Annotated in this window: 14 protein-coding genes and 5 tRNA genes; 2 read left to right on the plus strand and 17 right to left on the minus strand. The window is 43.7% G+C overall.

What is annotated here, in order from left to right; genetic code table 11:
* Nucleotides 1-3: 3 nt before the first annotated feature.
* The 7 genes from rodA to leuS all read right to left on the minus strand — a co-directional run bounded on the left by rodA (nt 4) and on the right by leuS (nt 8,288).
* A complete protein-coding gene (gene rodA / locus L4C39_RS15040) occupies nt 4-1,125 on the minus strand; it encodes a rod shape-determining protein RodA (RefSeq protein ID WP_017053025.1) in 1,122 nt (373 codons plus the stop codon).
* Nucleotides 1,125-3,008, minus strand: a complete 1,884-nt coding sequence (mrdA, locus tag L4C39_RS15045) for a penicillin-binding protein 2 (RefSeq protein ID WP_113796463.1) — start codon at nt 3,006-3,008, stop codon at nt 1,125-1,127. The genes rodA and mrdA overlap by 1 nt, the downstream gene beginning before the upstream one ends.
* Nucleotides 3,009-3,014: 6 nt before the next feature.
* Entirely contained in the window at nt 3,015-3,485 is a 471-nt protein-coding gene (rlmH, locus tag L4C39_RS15050) for a 23S rRNA (pseudouridine(1915)-N(3))-methyltransferase RlmH (RefSeq protein WP_029203417.1), read from the minus strand.
* Nucleotides 3,486-3,489: 4 nt separating this feature from the next.
* Entirely contained in the window at nt 3,490-3,807 is a 318-nt protein-coding gene (rsfS, locus tag L4C39_RS15055) for a ribosome silencing factor (RefSeq protein WP_017053028.1), read from the minus strand.
* Between the two features lie 85 nt (nt 3,808-3,892).
* The gene (gene holA, locus L4C39_RS15060) at nt 3,893-4,930 is read right to left on the minus strand and encodes a DNA polymerase III subunit delta (protein WP_429746680.1); all 1,038 of its coding nucleotides are present in this window, start codon (nt 4,928-4,930) and stop codon (nt 3,893-3,895) included.
* An 8-nt stretch (nt 4,931-4,938) separates the two neighbouring features.
* Nucleotides 4,939-5,526: an LPS-assembly lipoprotein LptE gene (locus L4C39_RS15065; protein ID WP_084654812.1), complete on the minus strand. Its 588-nt coding sequence runs from the start codon at nt 5,524-5,526 to the stop codon at nt 4,939-4,941.
* A gap of 185 nt (nt 5,527-5,711) precedes the next feature.
* A complete protein-coding gene (gene leuS / locus L4C39_RS15070) occupies nt 5,712-8,288 on the minus strand; it encodes a leucine--tRNA ligase (RefSeq protein ID WP_429746682.1) in 2,577 nt (858 codons plus the stop codon).
* Nucleotides 8,289-8,466: 178 nt separating this feature from the next.
* On the opposite strand from leuS, the gene L4C39_RS15075 reads away from it, so the two are divergent.
* Complete coding sequence (locus tag L4C39_RS15075; protein WP_429746684.1) at nt 8,467-8,937, plus strand: zinc ribbon-containing protein; 471 nt, start codon at nt 8,467-8,469, stop codon at nt 8,935-8,937.
* A gap of 84 nt (nt 8,938-9,021) precedes the next feature.
* Here L4C39_RS15075 and lnt read toward each other — a convergent pair whose 3' ends face one another.
* From lnt to miaB, 5 genes are all read right to left on the minus strand, one after another.
* On the minus strand, nt 9,022-10,545 hold the full coding sequence (gene lnt, locus L4C39_RS15080; RefSeq protein WP_429746686.1) for an apolipoprotein N-acyltransferase: 1,524 nt from the start codon (nt 10,543-10,545) through the stop codon (nt 9,022-9,024).
* 39 nt (nt 10,546-10,584) lie between these two features.
* Nucleotides 10,585-11,478, minus strand: coding sequence for a CNNM family magnesium/cobalt transport protein CorC (gene corC, locus L4C39_RS15085; RefSeq protein ID WP_017051695.1), 894 nt, complete (start codon nt 11,476-11,478; stop codon nt 10,585-10,587).
* A 72-nt stretch (nt 11,479-11,550) separates the two neighbouring features.
* A complete protein-coding gene (gene ybeY / locus L4C39_RS15090; protein WP_017051694.1) occupies nt 11,551-12,015 on the minus strand; it encodes an rRNA maturation RNase YbeY in 465 nt (154 codons plus the stop codon).
* Between the two features lie 38 nt (nt 12,016-12,053).
* On the minus strand, nt 12,054-13,121 hold the full coding sequence (locus L4C39_RS15095; protein WP_017051693.1) for a PhoH family protein: 1,068 nt from the start codon (nt 13,119-13,121) through the stop codon (nt 12,054-12,056).
* Between the two features lie 92 nt (nt 13,122-13,213).
* The gene (miaB, locus tag L4C39_RS15100) at nt 13,214-14,638 is read right to left on the minus strand and encodes a tRNA (N6-isopentenyl adenosine(37)-C2)-methylthiotransferase MiaB (protein WP_029203265.1); all 1,425 of its coding nucleotides are present in this window, start codon (nt 14,636-14,638) and stop codon (nt 13,214-13,216) included.
* A gap of 281 nt (nt 14,639-14,919) precedes the next feature.
* On the opposite strand from miaB, the gene L4C39_RS15105 reads away from it, so the two are divergent.
* Nucleotides 14,920-16,074, plus strand: coding sequence for a 2-octaprenyl-3-methyl-6-methoxy-1,4-benzoquinol hydroxylase (locus L4C39_RS15105; RefSeq protein ID WP_429746689.1), 1,155 nt, complete (start codon nt 14,920-14,922; stop codon nt 16,072-16,074).
* A 242-nt stretch (nt 16,075-16,316) separates the two neighbouring features.
* Here the strand turns inward: L4C39_RS15105 and L4C39_RS15110 are convergent.
* The 5 genes from L4C39_RS15110 to L4C39_RS15130 form a co-directional block, all read right to left on the minus strand.
* Nucleotides 16,317-16,401: transfer RNA gene (locus L4C39_RS15110), tRNA-Leu, on the minus strand.
* Nucleotides 16,402-16,488: 87 nt separating this feature from the next.
* Nucleotides 16,489-16,563 (minus strand) — tRNA-Gln (locus L4C39_RS15115).
* Between the two features lie 29 nt (nt 16,564-16,592).
* Nucleotides 16,593-16,677, minus strand: a tRNA-Leu gene (locus tag L4C39_RS15120).
* Between the two features lie 108 nt (nt 16,678-16,785).
* Nucleotides 16,786-16,862 (minus strand) — tRNA-Met (locus L4C39_RS15125).
* A gap of 51 nt (nt 16,863-16,913) precedes the next feature.
* Nucleotides 16,914-16,998: transfer RNA gene (locus L4C39_RS15130), tRNA-Leu, on the minus strand.
* Nucleotides 16,999-17,121 lie beyond the last annotated feature (123 nt).

Genomic DNA, 17,121 nt, shown 5'->3' on the forward strand with positions numbered 1-17,121 from the left:
AATTTATGTTGCCTTTGAGAATGCTTTTCTATGTGTATGGATCGACATTAACATACCGAAACCTGCCATAAGTGTCACCATAGAGGTTCCACCATAGCTTATCAGGGGCAGTGGTACACCAACTACGGGAAGAATGCCGCTCACCATGCCTATATTTACGAAAACATAGACAAAGAAACTGAGAACGATACTACCAGCCATCATTCTCCCAAAAGCGGTTTGAGCTTGGCTCGCTAAGAATAGCCCACGACCGATGATAAATAGATAAAGCGTTAATAGGAGTAAAATACCTATCATGCCCCATTCTTCTGCGATGACTGCAAAGATAAAGTCAGTATGTCGCTCTGGAAGGAACTCCAATTGTGATTGAGTACCTTGCAACCACCCTTTGCCTGAGATGCCACCTGATCCGATTGCGATTTTACTTTGAATAATGTGGTAACCCGCTCCGAGAGGATCAGATTCCGGATCAAAGAGGGTTCTTACGCGAACCTTCTGATATTCACGCATCAAAAAGAACCACAGGATAGGGATAAAACAACCTAAGGCTGTTGCGGCAGCCGCGATGATCTTCCAACTAATACCAGCCAGAAAGATCACAAAAATGCCAGAAGCAGCAATGAGGATTGAGGTTCCTAAGTCCGGCTGTTTTGCAATCAAAATAGTGGGAAGAAATACCATCACTAATGATATTACGAGCGTTTGAAAGGTCGGTGGGAGCGATCGCTTACCGATAAAGCGAGCGACCATTAATGGTACTGCAAGTTTGAGTAATTCTGATGGTTGGAATCGAACAAAGCCTAGGTTAAGCCAGCGTTGTGCCCCTTTTGAAGCCTCACCAAAAAACAGTACGCCTAGCAGTAGAACCACGCCACTGACAAAAAGTAAGGGCGCAAGCGTTTCATAGGTTCTCGGAGAGATCTGCGCTAAAAAAAGCATAACCCCTAAGGCTAAAGCCATACGCATCGCTTGGCGATCCATCATCGCCAGGCTCTGACCACTGGCGCTATACATCACAATGAGACCAAACCCCATAAGCACAAGTAAGCCAAGAAGGAGAGGCAAATCAATGTGGAAGCGCTCAAATAAAATTCGATTGCGACCGGTTGATGGATCCAGTTTCATTACTTGTTAGCCTCTTTCGAATTGAGAATGACATGGTCGAAAATTTTGCGAACCACAGGCCCACCATTGCTTGAACCACCGCCTGCATTTTCAAGAACTAGGGTCACGATCAATTGTGGATCATCAACTGGGGCAAAACCGGTAAATAATGCGTGATCGCGTAAATGTTCCGCGAGCTCATCTGCGTTGTACTCTTGATCTTCTTTAAGGCCGAATACTTGTGCGGTCCCCGATTTTCCCGCAGACACATAAGACATTTTTTGGAATGAGCGTCTTGCTGTTCCCTTTTTGCCGTGATTCACTCGGCGCATCCCATCTTTTGCGATATCCCAATAACGAGTAGGCACGTTAGTGATAGGCGGGTAAGTCACGATCTCAGAAAGTTGTTGAGAAGAAAATTCGCCGCCATTCTCAATGGTTGAACGCAATAGGTGAGGAGCTGTCACTTGGCCATCATTCACCAATACTGATGTTGCCTTGGCAATTTGCATCGGTGTTGCCGTCCAATAACCTTGGCCAATACCAACAGGAATAGTATCACCTTGATACCATGGTGTTCTGTGTCTGCCCATTTTCCAGTCTCGGGTTGGCATATTGGCTTTGCTCTCTTCGTTGATATCAATGCCAGTGTAATCACCAAAGCCAAACATCATCATCCAACGAGATAGGCGGTCGATCCCCAGATCAAACGCGATTTGATAGAAAAAGGTATCCACAGACTCTTCAATTGCTTTGGAGATGTTAACTTTGCCATGTCCCCAGCGAAGCCAGTCTCTGAAAGGTTTGGTTTTTGAGTTGGGTATTTTCCAATAACCGGGATCGTTACGTGTTGTACTTGGTGTAATAACCCCTTCCTCTAATGCCGCGACAGCAATAAAGGGCTTAATGGTTGATGCTGGTGGGTAAATACCGAGTGTGGCTCTATTTACCAGTGGGCGGTCTGGGTTGTTGAGTAGTGCGTTATAACCTTTCACCGATATTCCATGCACAAATGCATTGGGGTCATAACTTGGGCTAGAGACCATCGCAAGTACGCCATTGTCTTTCGGATCCAGAACAACGGCAGAGCCTCGGCGTCCATCTAATAATTTAGTGACGTACTGTTGTAGCTTAATATCTAAATTAAGAACAATATCTTTCCCTGGCACAGGAGGAACATATTTTAGAGTTCGAATAATTCGCCCGCGGCTATTGACTTCCACTTCTTGGTAGCCGGCAATCCCATGTAAGACATCTTCGTAATAGCTTTCGATGCCCAATTTCCCGATATCACGGGTTGCTTGATAATTGGAGTCTTTCTCTTCTCGAATCAGTTTCTGCATATCGCGGTCATTGATGCGAGACACGTAACCAATAACGTGAGTAAGTTCTCTTCCAAAAGGGTAGAAACGCTTTAGTGTTGCAGTCACTTCAACCCCAGGGTATTTGTGCTGATTAACTGCAAAGATTGCGACTTGTTCTTCTGTTAACTGAGTTAATAACGGGACCGACTTAAAACGGCGAGCGCGTCTTTTCTCTTTTTTGAAGCGAGCCACTCGTTCTGGAGAGATCTCTAAAATTGCTCGAAGACGTTCAATCGTCTCATCGATGTTTTTAATTTTTTCAGAGGTGAGTTCTAAATTATAAACAGGGCGATTTTCGGCAAGTAATACACCATTACGATCATAAATCAGGCCACGGTTGGGCGCGATAGGAACGACTTTAATGCGATTGTCGTTAGAGCGAGTTTTATAATCTTGGTATTGGTTGACTTGGATGTTGTATAGGTTTGCAATGAGAAGCCCCATCATCACAATAATACCAATAAATGATACAACAGCACGGCTAGAAAATAGCCGTGCTTCTGCTTTGTAATCTCGTATTTGGCTACGTCTGCGTAACATTACAAATTATTCTCGGTGGTACGGATGATTAGTTGTAATACTCCATGCTCGATATAAGCTTTCAGCCATAACGATTCGAACAAGGGGGTGAGGAAGTGTGAGTGCAGATAAAGACCAACTCTGCTCAGCTGCCGCTTTACAAGCTGGTGCTAACCCTTCAGGTCCACCAATTAGGATAGAGACATCACGAGCGTCTAACTTCCAACTCTCTAATTGACCAGCTAGCTGTTCGGTATCCCATTTCTTACCTGGGATATCGAGCGTAACAATGCGGTTGCCTTTAGGTACGGCAGCCAACATCGCTTCCCCTTCCTTTTGCAGAATACGAGCAATATCAGCGTTCTTTCCGCGCTTGCCTGCTGTAATCTCAATTAAATCGAGTGGCATGTCATGTGGGAATCGACGACGATATTCTTGAAAGCCTTCCTCTACCCACTTGGGCATTTTTGTTCCGACTGCGATTAATTGAATTTTCAAAAGACTAGCTCCACAACTTTTCTAGTTGGTAAAGCTCACGGTGTTCCTCTTGCATCACATGCAACATGCTTGTGCCTAAATCTAGAACGACCCATTCACCTTCTTGCTCACCGCTAATTGCGATAGGTTCAATACCTGATTTTTTCATTTCATCGGCTACATGTTCTGCGATAGAAGCGACATGGCGCTTAGAAGTGCCCGTACAAACAATCATGTAATCTGTGATGTTTGATTTGCCTTCTACATTAATCGTAACAATGTTTTCTGCTTTCATGTCGTCAGCTTTATCAGCTAAGAAGTTGTTCAATTCTGCTTGTAACACGGTGTGTTCCTCTGGGGCTTAGATATAAGCTTTAAATAAAATGGTAAAAATGAAATTCATTTCGCGGGCAGTGTATACCACGATTTTAGTTGTGAAAAGCGGTCGAGAACGGTATCTCATGCTCAGGCTTACACACTTCTAGGCTTAACTGTATTAATTGTGGCCAAGGTGAATGTTCATATTGTGTTTTTGCTGTGAGCTCTATTTGAGTCAGTAAAATGAGCAGTCGATGAATCTTAGCTACAGATAAACGCTGAAGCGCGGCATTATAAAACGGTCGCTTTGATTGCCATATTCTATTTTTTTCAAAGACTTGAGCCATATTCGTCAGCTTCGATTGTTGATGCATTCTAAGCAGTAGGCTGAACTCTTTTTGAATGCTTCGAAGTAGAATGACCGTTTCGACACCTTCAGCTTCAAGCTGACGTAATATCCGCTGTGCCCGATTGGCTTTGCCTATTAATAGGGCATCGATCCAATGAAAAGTCGTAAAATGATTATGTCTGCTTAAGGCTTCTTCTAAGCGAACGAGCGTAAGTTGTCCGTCAGGGTAGAGTAAAACTAATTTTTCTAAGCTCTGAGCCAGTGCAAATAAGTTACCTTCATGCCACTGAGCAAGCATTTGTAGTGCTTCTGGATCTGGCTTTAAGCCTAATTTTCGACAACGAGCTTGAACAAACTGTGGTAGACGCTGGATGTCTGGCGTTAAGCAGCTGACCCAGTCACCCTGTGCGGAGAGGGCTTTGAACCATTTGGCATTTTCTTGCGCTTTCGTCAGTTTGCTACCGACAAGGATCAGTAGAATATCGCCATGAAGCAAGCTTGATAGTGCGAGTAACTCTTTTGCTATTGCCGCATTTACGCCTGATTCTGGAAGCTCTAATTCAATAATTTGGCGAGAAGAAAACAAGCTAAGTGCTTGGCAGCAATCCGCAACTTGATTCCAATCCAAACTGTTATCAATTGAAAATCGATGCTTTTCATCGAACCCTTGCTCTTTAGCGATATGTTGAATCGCTTCGCGGCTTTCCTGAAGCAGTAATGGTTCATTACCAAATAGCAAATAGACGTTTTGAAGTTGACGGCTAAGGTGCTCGGTTAATTTGTCTGCATAAATGCGCATTATTGATCTTAATTACTGCTTGTTGATTGGTTATTGCTATTAGGCAAGCTTGACGTCGCGATATCACGAGATTTTTTTAGCTCAGCTTCACTTATTTGAGTTCGAGTTCGAGCAAGCTGACGGATGATCTGAGCGGCAGCCTGTGTTCGCATTTCACTTTCAATGACATCTCGTTCAACCGATTTTGCTAGGGCCGTTAATGGGTTGTCTAAGTAATTACGATTTACGGTAGTGGAGAACACGTCTGAACCGATAGTTGGTAGAGTCACTCGATAAGAGACTTTATAGGTCAGCTCTTTCTCTGCGGCTTGGCTGTTTTGGTATAGAGAAAGAGTCCGTTCATCGATGCTTTCATCGATGAGGTGAATATTGGGAGTGGTGTTCGATGGTGTTACAAGAGTGATATTGTTAAGTATTAGCTGATCTTTAACATCACGAGTTAACTCATTATATTGGTCGAAACTGGTTAGTGAGAGTGTTGCAAGCTCTTGTGGGATGGAGTATTCGCCACGTAAGTGGAAGCCACATGCACTGACTAAACTAGTAAGTAAGACAACAAGTGAAATCTTCATTGACGGTAGGGAAAATAGGCGCATTGTTTGATGGCTCTCATGTAGTGGAATACTTATCTCAGCCCACTGTTGTGCTAATGAAATAGGTTGAGATAAATAGTTGGTTAGTTTGAATAATAAACAGGACAGTAATGGCTGTCCTGTTTAAAGACAGATTAACTACAAAATAGTTCGTAATTAATCTGCCACATTAAATTCACGTCGCAATCTTAGTTAGCTACGATGTTTAGAAGCTTGCCTGGTACAAAGATAACTTTACGAATCGTTAAGCCATCTAGGAACTTCTTAGCGTTCTCATCGTTTAGACCAAGTTCACGAACTTGTTCTTCTGTTGCGTCAGCAGCAACCGTTAGCTTCGCACGTAGCTTACCGTTGATCATTACAACGATAGTTTTCTCGTCTTCCACTAGCGCTTTCTCATCAAACGTTGGCCATGTTGCTGAGTCTACGTTTGATTCACCAAGTGCAATCCACATTTCGTAAGAGATGTGTGGAGTCATTGGGTAAAGCATGCGAACTACTGCTTTAAGCGCTTCATCAAGGGTTGCGCGATCTTGTACTGATTCTTGAGGTGCTTTTGCAAGCTTGTTCATCAGTTCCATGATTGCCGCAATCGCAGTGTTGAACGTTTGGCGACGGCCAATATCGTCTGTCACTTTCGCGATAGTTTTGTGGATATCACGACGAAGTGCTTTTTGGTCACCAGATAGCGCAGAAGCGTCAACAGATTCAGCTGTACCCTTAGCAGAATGAGCGTGAACCAATTTCCAAACACGCTTAAGGAAGCGGTTTGCGCCTTCAACGCCAGACTCTTGCCACTCAAGCGTCATGTCTGCAGGCGATGCAAACATCATGAATAGACGTACTGTATCAGCGCCGTACTTGTCTACCATCTCTTGTGGGTCGATACCGTTGTTCTTAGACTTAGACATTTTGATCATGCCTGAGTGCTCAACGTTACGTCCTTCGTTATCTACCGCTGTTTCAATGCGACCTTTGCTATCACGTTCGATGGTCACGTCAGTTGGAGCAATCCACTCTTTCGTGCCTTTTTCGTTGGTGTGATAGAACGCGTCAGCTAGAACCATGCCTTGACATAGAAGTTGCTTGAACGGTTCGTCAGACGTTACGTAACCCGCATCACGAAGAAGCTTGTGGAAGAAACGAGAGTAAAGCAGGTGCATACAAGCGTGCTCGATACCACCAACATATTGGTCAACCGGTAGCCAGTAGTTTGCTTTTTCTGGATCTAGAATGTCGTCAGCTTGTGGTGAACAGTAACGTGCGTAGTACCATGAAGATTCCATGAACGTATCGAACGTATCAGTTTCACGTAGAGCTGGTTCGCCATTGAACGTTGTTTCAGCCCAAGACTTGTCAGCTTTGATTGGGCTAGTTACGCCATCCATTACTACATCTTCAGGAAGAATGACTGGCAGTTGGTCTGCTGGTACTGGGTGAACTTCACCGTCTTCAGTGGTTACCATTGGGATTGGAGCACCCCAGTAACGTTGACGAGATACACCCCAGTCACGTAGACGGAAGTTTACTGTCTTCTTACCTTTGCCTTCAGCTTCAAGCTTCGTAGCAATTGCATCGAACGCTTCTTGGAACGCTAGACCATCGAATTCACCAGAATCGAACAGTACACCTTTTTCTGTGTAAGCTGCTTCAGAAACATCTAGTTCAGAACCGTCTTCAGGTTTGATTACTGGGATGATATCGATGCCGTACTTAGTTGCGAATTCATAGTCACGTTGATCGTGAGCAGGAACCGCCATTACCGCACCTGTGCCGTAATCCATAAGAACGAAGTTTGCTACGTAAACAGGTACAACACGACCGTTAAGAGGGTGGATAGCTGTTAGACCAGTATCCATACCTTTCTTTTCCATCGTTGCAAGTTCAGCTTCTGCCACTTTTGTGTTGCGACATTCATCAACGAATGCAGCAAGCTCAGGGTTGTTCTTAGATGCTTTCTCTGCAAGAGGGTGACCTGCAGCGATACCAACGTAAGAAACACCCATTAGCGTGTCTGGACGTGTTGTGTACACTTCTAGCGGTGCTTCTTCGCCGTTAACAGCGAAAGATAGCTCAACACCTTCAGAGCGACCGATCCAGTTACGCTGCATGGTTTTAACCATTTCAGGCCAACCTTCAAGGTTGTCTAGATCGTCTAGCAGCTCTTGAGCGTACTCAGTGATCTTAATGAACCACTGTGGAATTTTCTTTTGTTCTACTGGAGTGTCACAACGCCAGCAGCAACCGTCTTCTACTTGCTCGTTCGCAAGAACAGTTTGGTCGTTTGGACACCAGTTAACAGAAGAAGTCTTCTTATACACTAGGCCTTTTTCGTAAAGCTTAGTGAAGAACTCTTGTTCCCAGCGATAGTACTCTGGAGTACAGGTCGCGAATTCACGTTTCCAGTCGTAACCAAAGCCTAGAAGCTTAAGTTGGTTTTTCATGTACTCGATGTTTTCGTAAGTCCACGGTGCTGGAGCGGTTTTGTTTTTTACTGCTGCATTTTCAGCTGGTAGACCAAATGCATCCCAACCAATAGGTTGCATAACATTTTTGCCTTGCAGTCGTTGGAAACGAGATACCACATCACCGATAGTGTAGTTACGCACGTGACCCATATGCAGTCGGCCACTTGGGTACGGGAACATTGAAAGACAGTAGAATTTTTCTTTGTTTGGGTCTTCACTTACAACAAAAATTTCATTGTTGTCCCAGTGTTGTTGAACCTTTTGTTCAATCTCTTGCGGGTTATATTGTTCTTGCATCGATGGTATCCGGTTATCTTGGAATTTGTGAGTTCGGTTAGAACAGAATCTAGTTGATCGTCATAGAATACCTAAAGGAGCGTAGTACAACAATAGAAATACCTATTCCATTGGTTATCTGTAGGCGAAGAGTTCTACTATGATCAATAGAATGAAGGTAAATTCACGGAGGTGGGGTATGCCAAAGCGTAAAAAAGGTTATGAAGAAGTGCTAGAGGATGTGGTTGAAACACTCAAACACAGCCCAGATGAGATAGGCAATGTGCTTGAAACCTCTGGCAAAGTTGTTAATGCTGCCAATGATATGACAAAAGATGAGCTCTCATTAGTCTCTGCCTATGTTAAATCTGACTTGAAAGAGTTTGCTGATAATTATGAAGAGAGTAAAAGCGGCCCATTTTATTTGATGATCACCGACACTATTTGGCAGGGATTACTGGAAATTACCGATCGAACCAAAGTGGAGTGGGTAGAGCTATTTAAAGATTTAGAACATCAGGGGCTTTATCAATCAGGAGAGGTGATAGGGCTAGGTATTTTGGTCTGTGAAAACTGCGGACATAAAGTGCAATATAGCCACCCAACCGTCATTTCAACCTGTTCCCGTTGTGGAAATAATGGGTTTAGCCGCCAAGCGTTAAAACCATAGCGAGGTCAGTTGGCTTTCTAGCTAAAAAAAGGAGGTATGATCCACTCATACCTCCTTTTTAATGCCATTACGATAGGACTTAGATTATTCTTTTCTGAATTTCCAACCCACCACTAAACTTAACAGCACCCAAATATATAACGGCCAAGTGCCTACCGTTCGATACGGTGTCATGCCATCCGTTGAGGTTAACTCAGCGTTAAGAACCGCGGTCTCAAATTGTGGTGCGAGTTCAATTATCTTTCCTTTGTAATCAGTGACACCTGTGACGCCATTGTTGGTTGAACGTATCAGAGGTTTGCCTAGTTCTAGGGCACGCATTCGCGCAATTTCCATGTGTTGCAAAGGCCCGATAGAGCGGCCAAACCAAGCATCATTCGACAAGGTTAAGATAAAATCGGTCTCTTCGGTTACGTTCTGCCTAACTTGTTCATTGAAGATGATTTCATAACAGAGTGCAGGAGCTAAGTGACGCCCATTTGCCACAATATTCGGTTGCACAAAATCACCGCGACTGAACGAAGACATCGGCAAGTTGAAGAAAGGGGCTAATGGCCTTAATAGAGCTTCTAAAGGAACAAATTCGCCAAATGGTAATAGATGGTGTTTATGGTAACGCTGATTTACATCATAGCGGTAGTCACCATAAGGCGTAGCTCCTATTGCGAGCACACTATTGTAATACTTTCGGTTTTCAGCTTGGTTAACCACACCAGTAATGATAGCGCTGCTGTTCATTTTGGCCGCTGAATCTAAGTTGCTTAGAAAGGATGAGACTTCAGATTCAAAAGCTGGGATTGCAGCCTCTGGCCAGATGACGATATCAGCATCCCAATTTTCACGGCTTAGATCGGTGTACTTCATGATGGTCGGCCAACGTTGGCTTGGCAGCCATTTCTTCTCTTGATCGATATTGCCTTGAATAAGTGCAACTGATGTTGTTTTTTCTGGGTTTGGTGTTACCCAGTTGATGTTTCGAATTCCAAAACCTGACGCAAGGATCACCATTGGGATAATTGAGACTGCCCAGCGTTTATGGATGATTGCATAGGCCAAGCTCGATGCGGAAACGACAATTAAGAGAGTCAGTAATTCCACACCTCCAATAGGAGCAAACGGGGCGAGGGGGCCATCAATTTGACTATAACCCAGCCAAAGCCACGGGAAGCCCGTCATTACCCAGCCTCGTAGCCAGTCGAAAACTAGCCACAGAGCGGGCAGCACGAGAAAATATCGAGATCGAGATCCGCGCTGTTGAGTATGTGGGAAGAATTTGTTTAAACACCAAGCAAACAAGCCTGAGTAAATGGCTAAATAGCCGACCAGCATCGCCATGAGAAATAGGTTAGCAATGAGTGGCATTCCACCGAAGCCTGCAATGCTGACGTATACCCAACTGATGCCAGCACCAAATTGACCAATTCCCCAAGCGTAACCAATCGCTAATGCACTTTTAGGGCTGCGATTATGAATTAACAGGAAAAAAATGGCAGGGCTGAGAATGGCTAACGGCCAGATTTGATATGGAGCAAAGGCAAGTGTGGTTGTTGCGCCAACAAAAACGGCCGCAAGCGGCCGTAGTAGGCGATGAGTAAGTTTATTATTCATCTAATTATTTTCTATGTTCTCTATATAAAGAAACTAGCGTTACTCTTCGGTAGTCGGAAGAGGCTCTTCATCTGGAATTGTTACCTGCAATTGGACAACTCTTCGATTATCTGCTGCCGTTACCTTAAAGCTATAGCGACCTATTTCGACAATTTCTCCGCGTGAAGGGAGGTGTCCAAAGTTAGTCATAACCAACCCACCTACAGTATCTACTTCTTCATCGCTGAATTGAGTACCAAAAGTGTCATTGAAATCTTCAATTGTGGTTAAAGCTTTAACTGCAAAGGTATGTTTGCTCAGCTTACGGATATCAAGCTCTTCTTCTTCATCGTCGAATTCATCTTCAATTTCGCCAACGATCTCTTCTAAGATATCTTCAATGGTGACTAGGCCAGAAACACCGCCGAATTCATCGACGACAATCGACATGTGATAGCGTTCCTCTCGGAACTCTTTCAATAGTCGATCAACGCGTTTGCTTTCGGGAACAACCACCGCAGGGCGGATCACTTGTTCAATATCGAATGGTGCGCTTCCTGAACCTAAGTACTTAAGTAGGTCCTTCGCTAATAGAATGCCTTCCACATGGTCTTTGTCTTCACTGATCACTGGGTAGCGAGAGTGTTGAGCATCAGTAATCAACGCAATTAATGTATCTAAATCATCAGTGCGTTCTACTGTAACCATTTGCGAACGTGGCAACATGATGTCACGTACTCGCATTTCGGAAATTTCCATTACACCCTCAAGCATGTCGCGGGTGTCGTGGTCAATAAGGTCATTAACTTCAGAATCTCGAATAACATCTACGAGCTCTTGGCGATCTTTTGGATCACCTTGAAATATTTGACCTATGCGTTCTAAGAAGGACTTTCTACTCGGACCTTCAGACTTTTTACTTCCCTCAGAAGTGGGGGGGTTACCTTCGTTCATGATTTCTCAAAAAATAACGCTATCAGATGTGTGATAGCACACATAAAGTAGATCTAAGCTAAATACTTAATACTACTGTTTTTCTGCGATGTACGGGTCGTCATAACCCATAGATTGCATGATTTCTGTTTCGAGACTTTCCATCTCTTCAGCTTCATCGTTCTCGATATGATCATAACCTAGCAGATGCAAGCTACCATGTACAACCATATGCGCCCAGTGTGCCAGTAGAGGCTTACTTTGCTCTTCTGCTTCTTTTTCGACAACTTGGCGGCAAATGATGAGATCACCTAAGAGATCGATCTCGATACCCGGAGGCGCTTCAAAAGGAAAAGATAACACATTCGTTGGTTTATCTTTGCCACGGTAGTCATAATTTAGCTGGTGGCTTTCTTGTTCATCCACAATACGAACCGTTAATTCAGCTTGAGGTTGAAATTGAGTGATGGTTTTGTCTAACCATCCCTGAATATCTTTCTCGCTTGGAAGGCCGCTTTCATTTTCGACCGCTAATTGTAGATCTAGTTCGATTGACATTGGTTCACCAGTAATCTTAGTGCGTAATAATAATTGAATTAGTTTGTCTGCGTATTTTGTGCAAGGGCAGATTCACGCTCTTCACGGCGGCGCTGTTCTATTAATTTGCGCTCTTTTTGATCGTTGTTTTCCCATTTCTCATAAGCGTTAACGATACGAGCAACCACTGGATGTCGTACAACATCGTCAGCTAGGAAGAAATTGAAGCTAATCTCATCGACATCACTGAGCACTTCAATGGCATGGCGTAAACCTGAACGCGCGCCACGTGGTAAGTCTATCTGGGTAACATCGCCAGTAATTACCGCTCGCGAATTAAAACCAATACGAGTTAAGAACATCTTCATCTGTTCGATAGTCGTATTTTGGCTTTCATCAAGAATGATAAAGGCATCGTTCAAAGTACGTCCGCGCATATAGGCCAGCGGTGCAACTTCAATGACGTTACGCTCAATTAATTTTTCAACACGCTCAAAACCAAGCATTTCAAATAGAGCATCGTAAAGAGGGCGTAGGTATGGATCGACTTTTTGGCTTAGATCGCCCGGTAAAAATCCTAGCTTTTCTCCAGCCTCGACCGCTGGACGCGTCAGTAGAATGCGACGAACTTCTTGACGTTCTAGTGCATCTACCGCAGCCGCAACAGCCAGGTAGGTTTTACCCGTACCAGCAGGGCCAATACCAAAGGTAATGTCGTGAGTGACCATATTGACCAAGTATTGGCCTTGGTTAGGCGTTCGTGGCTTGATGACGCCTTTCTTGGTCTTGATGAACACCTCTTTGCCGTGCTCCATGACTGAATCGGCAACGTGCTCTAATACACCAGACTCTTTGATCGCTAAGTGGATATGATCCGGTTCGATGTCGGGAGTATTACCACGGACAGGAGCGGTTTCAACATATAGCGTTTTTAAAATATCAAGTGCAGCAGAGGCTGAATATGCCTTACCAACAATACTGAAATAGTTATTTCTATGGTTGATTTCGACGCCTAAGCGACGCTCTAGCTGTTTGATATTATCGTCGAAAGGACCGCAAAGGCTGGATAAACGGCGGTTGTCAGAAGGTTCTAGATCAATTTCTAAAGTTACTATTTTATTGCTCAATGCGACCTCACATTCAGACTATCTAATAAAGCCCGAGGACATCGGGCTTTATTGATACATTATATTGTTATTTTGAGATTATGCTTTTGCAACTAGGGTGTAAAGGTTGCAACGCCTAATTCATCTTCTTTTCGTGTTTTTTCCATCATTTCTGTTGGAGAAGTAACGCTTCGAAGATCCATCTCTTTTTCTGTACGTATCAGCTCACCGCGCAATGAGTTAGTGAAAACATCGGTAATTTTAACATCTACAAATTGACCGATTAGGTCTGCAGAACCTTCGAAGTTAACCACACGGCTGTTTTCAGTACGGCCACGAAGTTCCATAAGGTTTTTCTTCGATGGGCCTTCCACTAAAATACGCTGCTCTGTACCTAACATTAGACGAGAAAAACGCATCGCTTGAGCGTTGACCGTTTGTTGTAGTTCGTACAAACGTTCTTTCTTCTCTTGCTCTGGAGTATCACATGGATAGTCTGCCGCAGGAGTGCCTGGGCGAGGAGAGAAGACAAAGCTGAAGCTCATATCGAAGTCGATTTCTTTAATCAGCTTCATTGTGTCTTGGAAATCTTTGTCGGTTTCACCAGGGAAGCCAACAATGAAATCTGAACTGATCTGAATATCTGGACGCGCTTTACGTAGCTTACGAATAATTGATTTGTACTCAATAGCAGTATGAGGACGCTTCATCATGGTCAAAATACGATCTGAGCCGCTTTGTACAGGCAAGTGTAAGAAGCTCACAAGTTCTGGAGTATCTTTATATACTTCAATGATGTCGTCACCAAATTCTAGCGGGTGGCTAGTGGTGAAACGAATACGGTCGATGCCATCGATAGAAGCCACTAAACGTAGTAATTCAGCAAATGAACAAATATCGCCGTCAAACATAGGACCACGATAGGCGTTTACGTTCTGGCCAAGCAGGTTAACTTCACGTACGCCTTGCTCTGCTAATTGTGCAATTTCAAAAAGTACATCATCCATCGGACGACTCACTTCTTCACCACGCGTGTAAGGCACAACGCAGTAAGTGCAGTATTTTGAGCAGCCTTCCATGATAGAGACAAACGCCGTTGCGCCATCTGCTTTTGGTTCAGGAAGATTGTCGAATTTTTCGATCTCAGGGAAAGAAATATCCATCACTGGTTTTTCGTTTGATAGCGATGAGCGGATCATCTCAGGCAGACGGTGCAGCGTTTGAGGGCCAAAAATCACATCTACATAAGGTGCACGTTGACGAATATGGTCGCCTTCTTGAGTCGCAACACAACCACCGACGCCAATCACAACGCCTTCTTTCTTATCTTTCAGTGTTTTCCAACGACCAAGCTGGTGGAATACTTTTTCTTGAGCTTTTTCACGGATCGAACAAGTATTAAGTAGGAGTACATCTGCTTCCTCAGGTACTTCTGTTAGCTCGTAGCCATTTGCAGCATTTAGCAGGTCAGCCATTTTTGATGAATCGTATTCGTTCATCTGGCAGCCCCAAGTTTTTATTAGCAGTTTCTTACTCATCTTTTGTTCGCTCGATCGTTAGTTTAATTTAAGGGAGCAAATCGCCCAGTATTTCTCCGCCTAGAATATGTCAGCTATAGCTGTGCTCAGGCGGCAAGCCGCGTATTGTACTGCTTTAAAAACCAACTGACTAGTAGTCGACGTAAATCTCTTCAAGCCACCATTCCACAAGGTGTTCACTGCTCAAAAAGGGCAGTTTTATCGTTAAATAGTTTCGCAATAAGGTTACGAAATCGTACAATTAAAAATAGGCGATAAATCAACATGATGAAGTGTAAAAAATGAACAAATTTGATATTGCAGTGGTGGGCGGTGGCATGGTTGGTGCTGCGATTGCACTTGGTTTTGCAAAGCAGGGTAGGAGCGTTGCTCTTATTGAAGGTGCACGTCCTAAGGGGTACGAACATGACCAACCAATGGATATTCGAGTCTCTGCAATATCTCAGACATCAGTGAATCTATTGAGCTCGTTAGGGGCATGGGAGGCTGTTTCTTCAATGAGAGTGTGCCCATATCGTCGTTTGGAAACGTGGGAACACCCTGAATGCCGAACTCGCTTTAGTTCTGATGACGTTAATTTAGTCCAGCTTGGTTATATTGTTGAAAATCGTTTGATTCAATTAGGGTTATGGGAGCAATTTGAACAGCAACCTTCATTATCCCTTTTCTGTCCGGATAAATTGAAATCAATTGCATTCGGAGTCGAAGAGAATCAAATAGCCCTAGAATCAGGAACCAAACTCACAGCTAATTGGGTTGTTGGTGCTGATGGAGCTAATTCTGTAGTTAGGCAACAAGCAAATATAGGCGTAACCGCATGGGATTATCGTCAGCACTGCATGTTAATTAATGTTGAAACGGAACTTCCGCAGCAAGATATTACGTGGCAACAGTTTACCCCTTCAGGGCCTCGATCATTCCTACCATTGTGTGGGAATCAAGGTTCACTCGTTTGGTATGATTCACCAAAGCGAGTTAAGCAGCTAATGAATATGAGCCATGTACAATTGCGTAATGAAATTGTGAGTGTTTTCCCTCGCGAGTTAGGTGATATCAAAGTACTTCAAACCGGATCGTTTCCGCTTACTCGTCGTCATGCTCAGCAATATCACAAGAATGGATGTGTTCTCGTGGGTGACTCTGCACATACGATTAACCCATTAGCAGGACAAGGGGTTAATCTTGGCTTTAAAGATGTTGCAGCATTATTAGATATAACGGCTGAACAAGATGAGCTTACTACTGACTTACTGAGAAAATACGAGCGATGTCGCCGTGGTGATAATTTATTGATGCAAAGCGGGATGGATTTTTTCTACAAAACATTCAGCAATGATCTTATGCCTTTAAAGGTGGTAAGAAATGCAGTGCTTAAAATGGCTGAAAACTCAGGACCAATTAAGCAGCAAGTTCTGAAATATGCGTTAGGGTTGTAGTGGTTTCAGCCAATGCTGTAAGTTTAACTAACTCGAAGAGTAAATAGAGTAGAAGAGAGTCTTTAATAGGCTCTTTTTTATTGCTGAAGAAACATATAGACAGGGGAATAGACTTAGAAAGAAGTAGGTGCAGAAATAAGTAGGTATAGAAAGAAATGGGGACTGGTAGAAATAGATAAACAGCAGATAAAAGAAAACCCAACTAAAAAGCTGGGTTTCTAATTTTCTTTTACAAGAAATAATGGTGCGGTCGGAGAGACTTGAACTCTCACACCTCTCGGCGCCAGAACCTAAATCTGGTGCGTCTACCAATTCCGCCACGACCGCAGCAAGTCTTTCCTCTCAACTAAGCAAATAACCTAGCGAAGAGTATATAGTTAGGAAGACTATTGGTAAGTCTAAATAACGTTGTAATGGCTGGGCTACCTGGATTCGAACCAGGGAATGCTGGCATCAAAAGCCAGTGCCTTACCGCTTGGCGATAGCCCAACAGTGATATCAWTTAAGAYATCTAATAATGGTGCGGTCGGAGAGACTTGAACTCTCACACCTCTCGGCGCCAGAACCTAAATCTGGTGCGTCTACCAATTCCGCCACGACCGCAGCAAGTCTTTATAGTTATATTAACATTGGTGGTTCAATATAACGTTGTGCTCTTGGTTTTCTATTTAGCTTAAAAACAAGCTAAGTAATAAACAAAGAGTTTAAAAATGGTGGCTACTGCGGGATTTGAACCTGCGACCCCATCATTATGAGTGATGTGCTCTAACCAACTGAGCTAAGTAGCCAATAATGAATTTTATGTATTCACTATTTTATCTCTAATTAAAGAGAAATAATGGTGCGGTCGGAGAGACTTGAACTCTCACACCTCTCGGCGCCAGAACCTAAATCTGGTGCGTCTACCAATTCCGCCACGACCGCAGCAAGTCTTTTACTCTGACTAAGAGTATAGTTAAGAAGACTTATGGTTTGTCTAAATAACGTTGTAATGGCTGGGCTACCTGGATTCGAACCAGGGAATGCTGGCATCAAAAGCCAGTGCCT

This window comes from Vibrio clamense, assembly GCF_050337905.1.
GTDB lineage: Bacteria > Pseudomonadota > Gammaproteobacteria > Enterobacterales > Vibrionaceae > Vibrio > Vibrio cortegadensis.

What these genes read in the sequence shown, in the direction of transcription:
- lnt (WP_429746686.1), bottom strand. Translation starts at nt 10,545, where the DNA reads ATGAATAATAAACTTACTCATCGCCTACTACGGCCGCTTGCGGCCGTT.
- holA (WP_429746680.1), bottom strand. Translation starts at nt 4,930, where the DNA reads ATGCGCATTTATGCAGACAAATTAACCGAGCACCTTAGCCGTCAACTT.
- rodA (WP_017053025.1), bottom strand. Translation starts at nt 1,125, where the DNA reads ATGAAACTGGATCCATCAACCGGTCGCAATCGAATTTTATTTGAGCGC.
- mrdA (WP_113796463.1), bottom strand. Translation starts at nt 3,008, where the DNA reads ATGTTACGCAGACGTAGCCAAATACGAGATTACAAAGCAGAAGCACGG.
- miaB (WP_029203265.1), bottom strand. Translation starts at nt 14,638, where the DNA reads ATGAGTAAGAAACTGCTAATAAAAACTTGGGGCTGCCAGATGAACGAA.
- leuS (WP_429746682.1), bottom strand. Translation starts at nt 8,288, where the DNA reads ATGCAAGAACAATATAACCCGCAAGAGATTGAACAAAAGGTTCAACAA.
- L4C39_RS15105 (WP_429746689.1), top strand. Translation starts at nt 14,920, where the DNA reads ATGAACAAATTTGATATTGCAGTGGTGGGCGGTGGCATGGTTGGTGCT.
- corC (WP_017051695.1), bottom strand. Translation starts at nt 11,478, where the DNA reads ATGAACGAAGGTAACCCCCCCACTTCTGAGGGAAGTAAAAAGTCTGAA.
- ybeY (WP_017051694.1), bottom strand. Translation starts at nt 12,015, where the DNA reads ATGTCAATCGAACTAGATCTACAATTAGCGGTCGAAAATGAAAGCGGC.
- L4C39_RS15075 (WP_429746684.1), top strand. Translation starts at nt 8,467, where the DNA reads ATGCCAAAGCGTAAAAAAGGTTATGAAGAAGTGCTAGAGGATGTGGTT.
- L4C39_RS15065 (WP_084654812.1), bottom strand. Translation starts at nt 5,526, where the DNA reads ATGCGCCTATTTTCCCTACCGTCAATGAAGATTTCACTTGTTGTCTTA.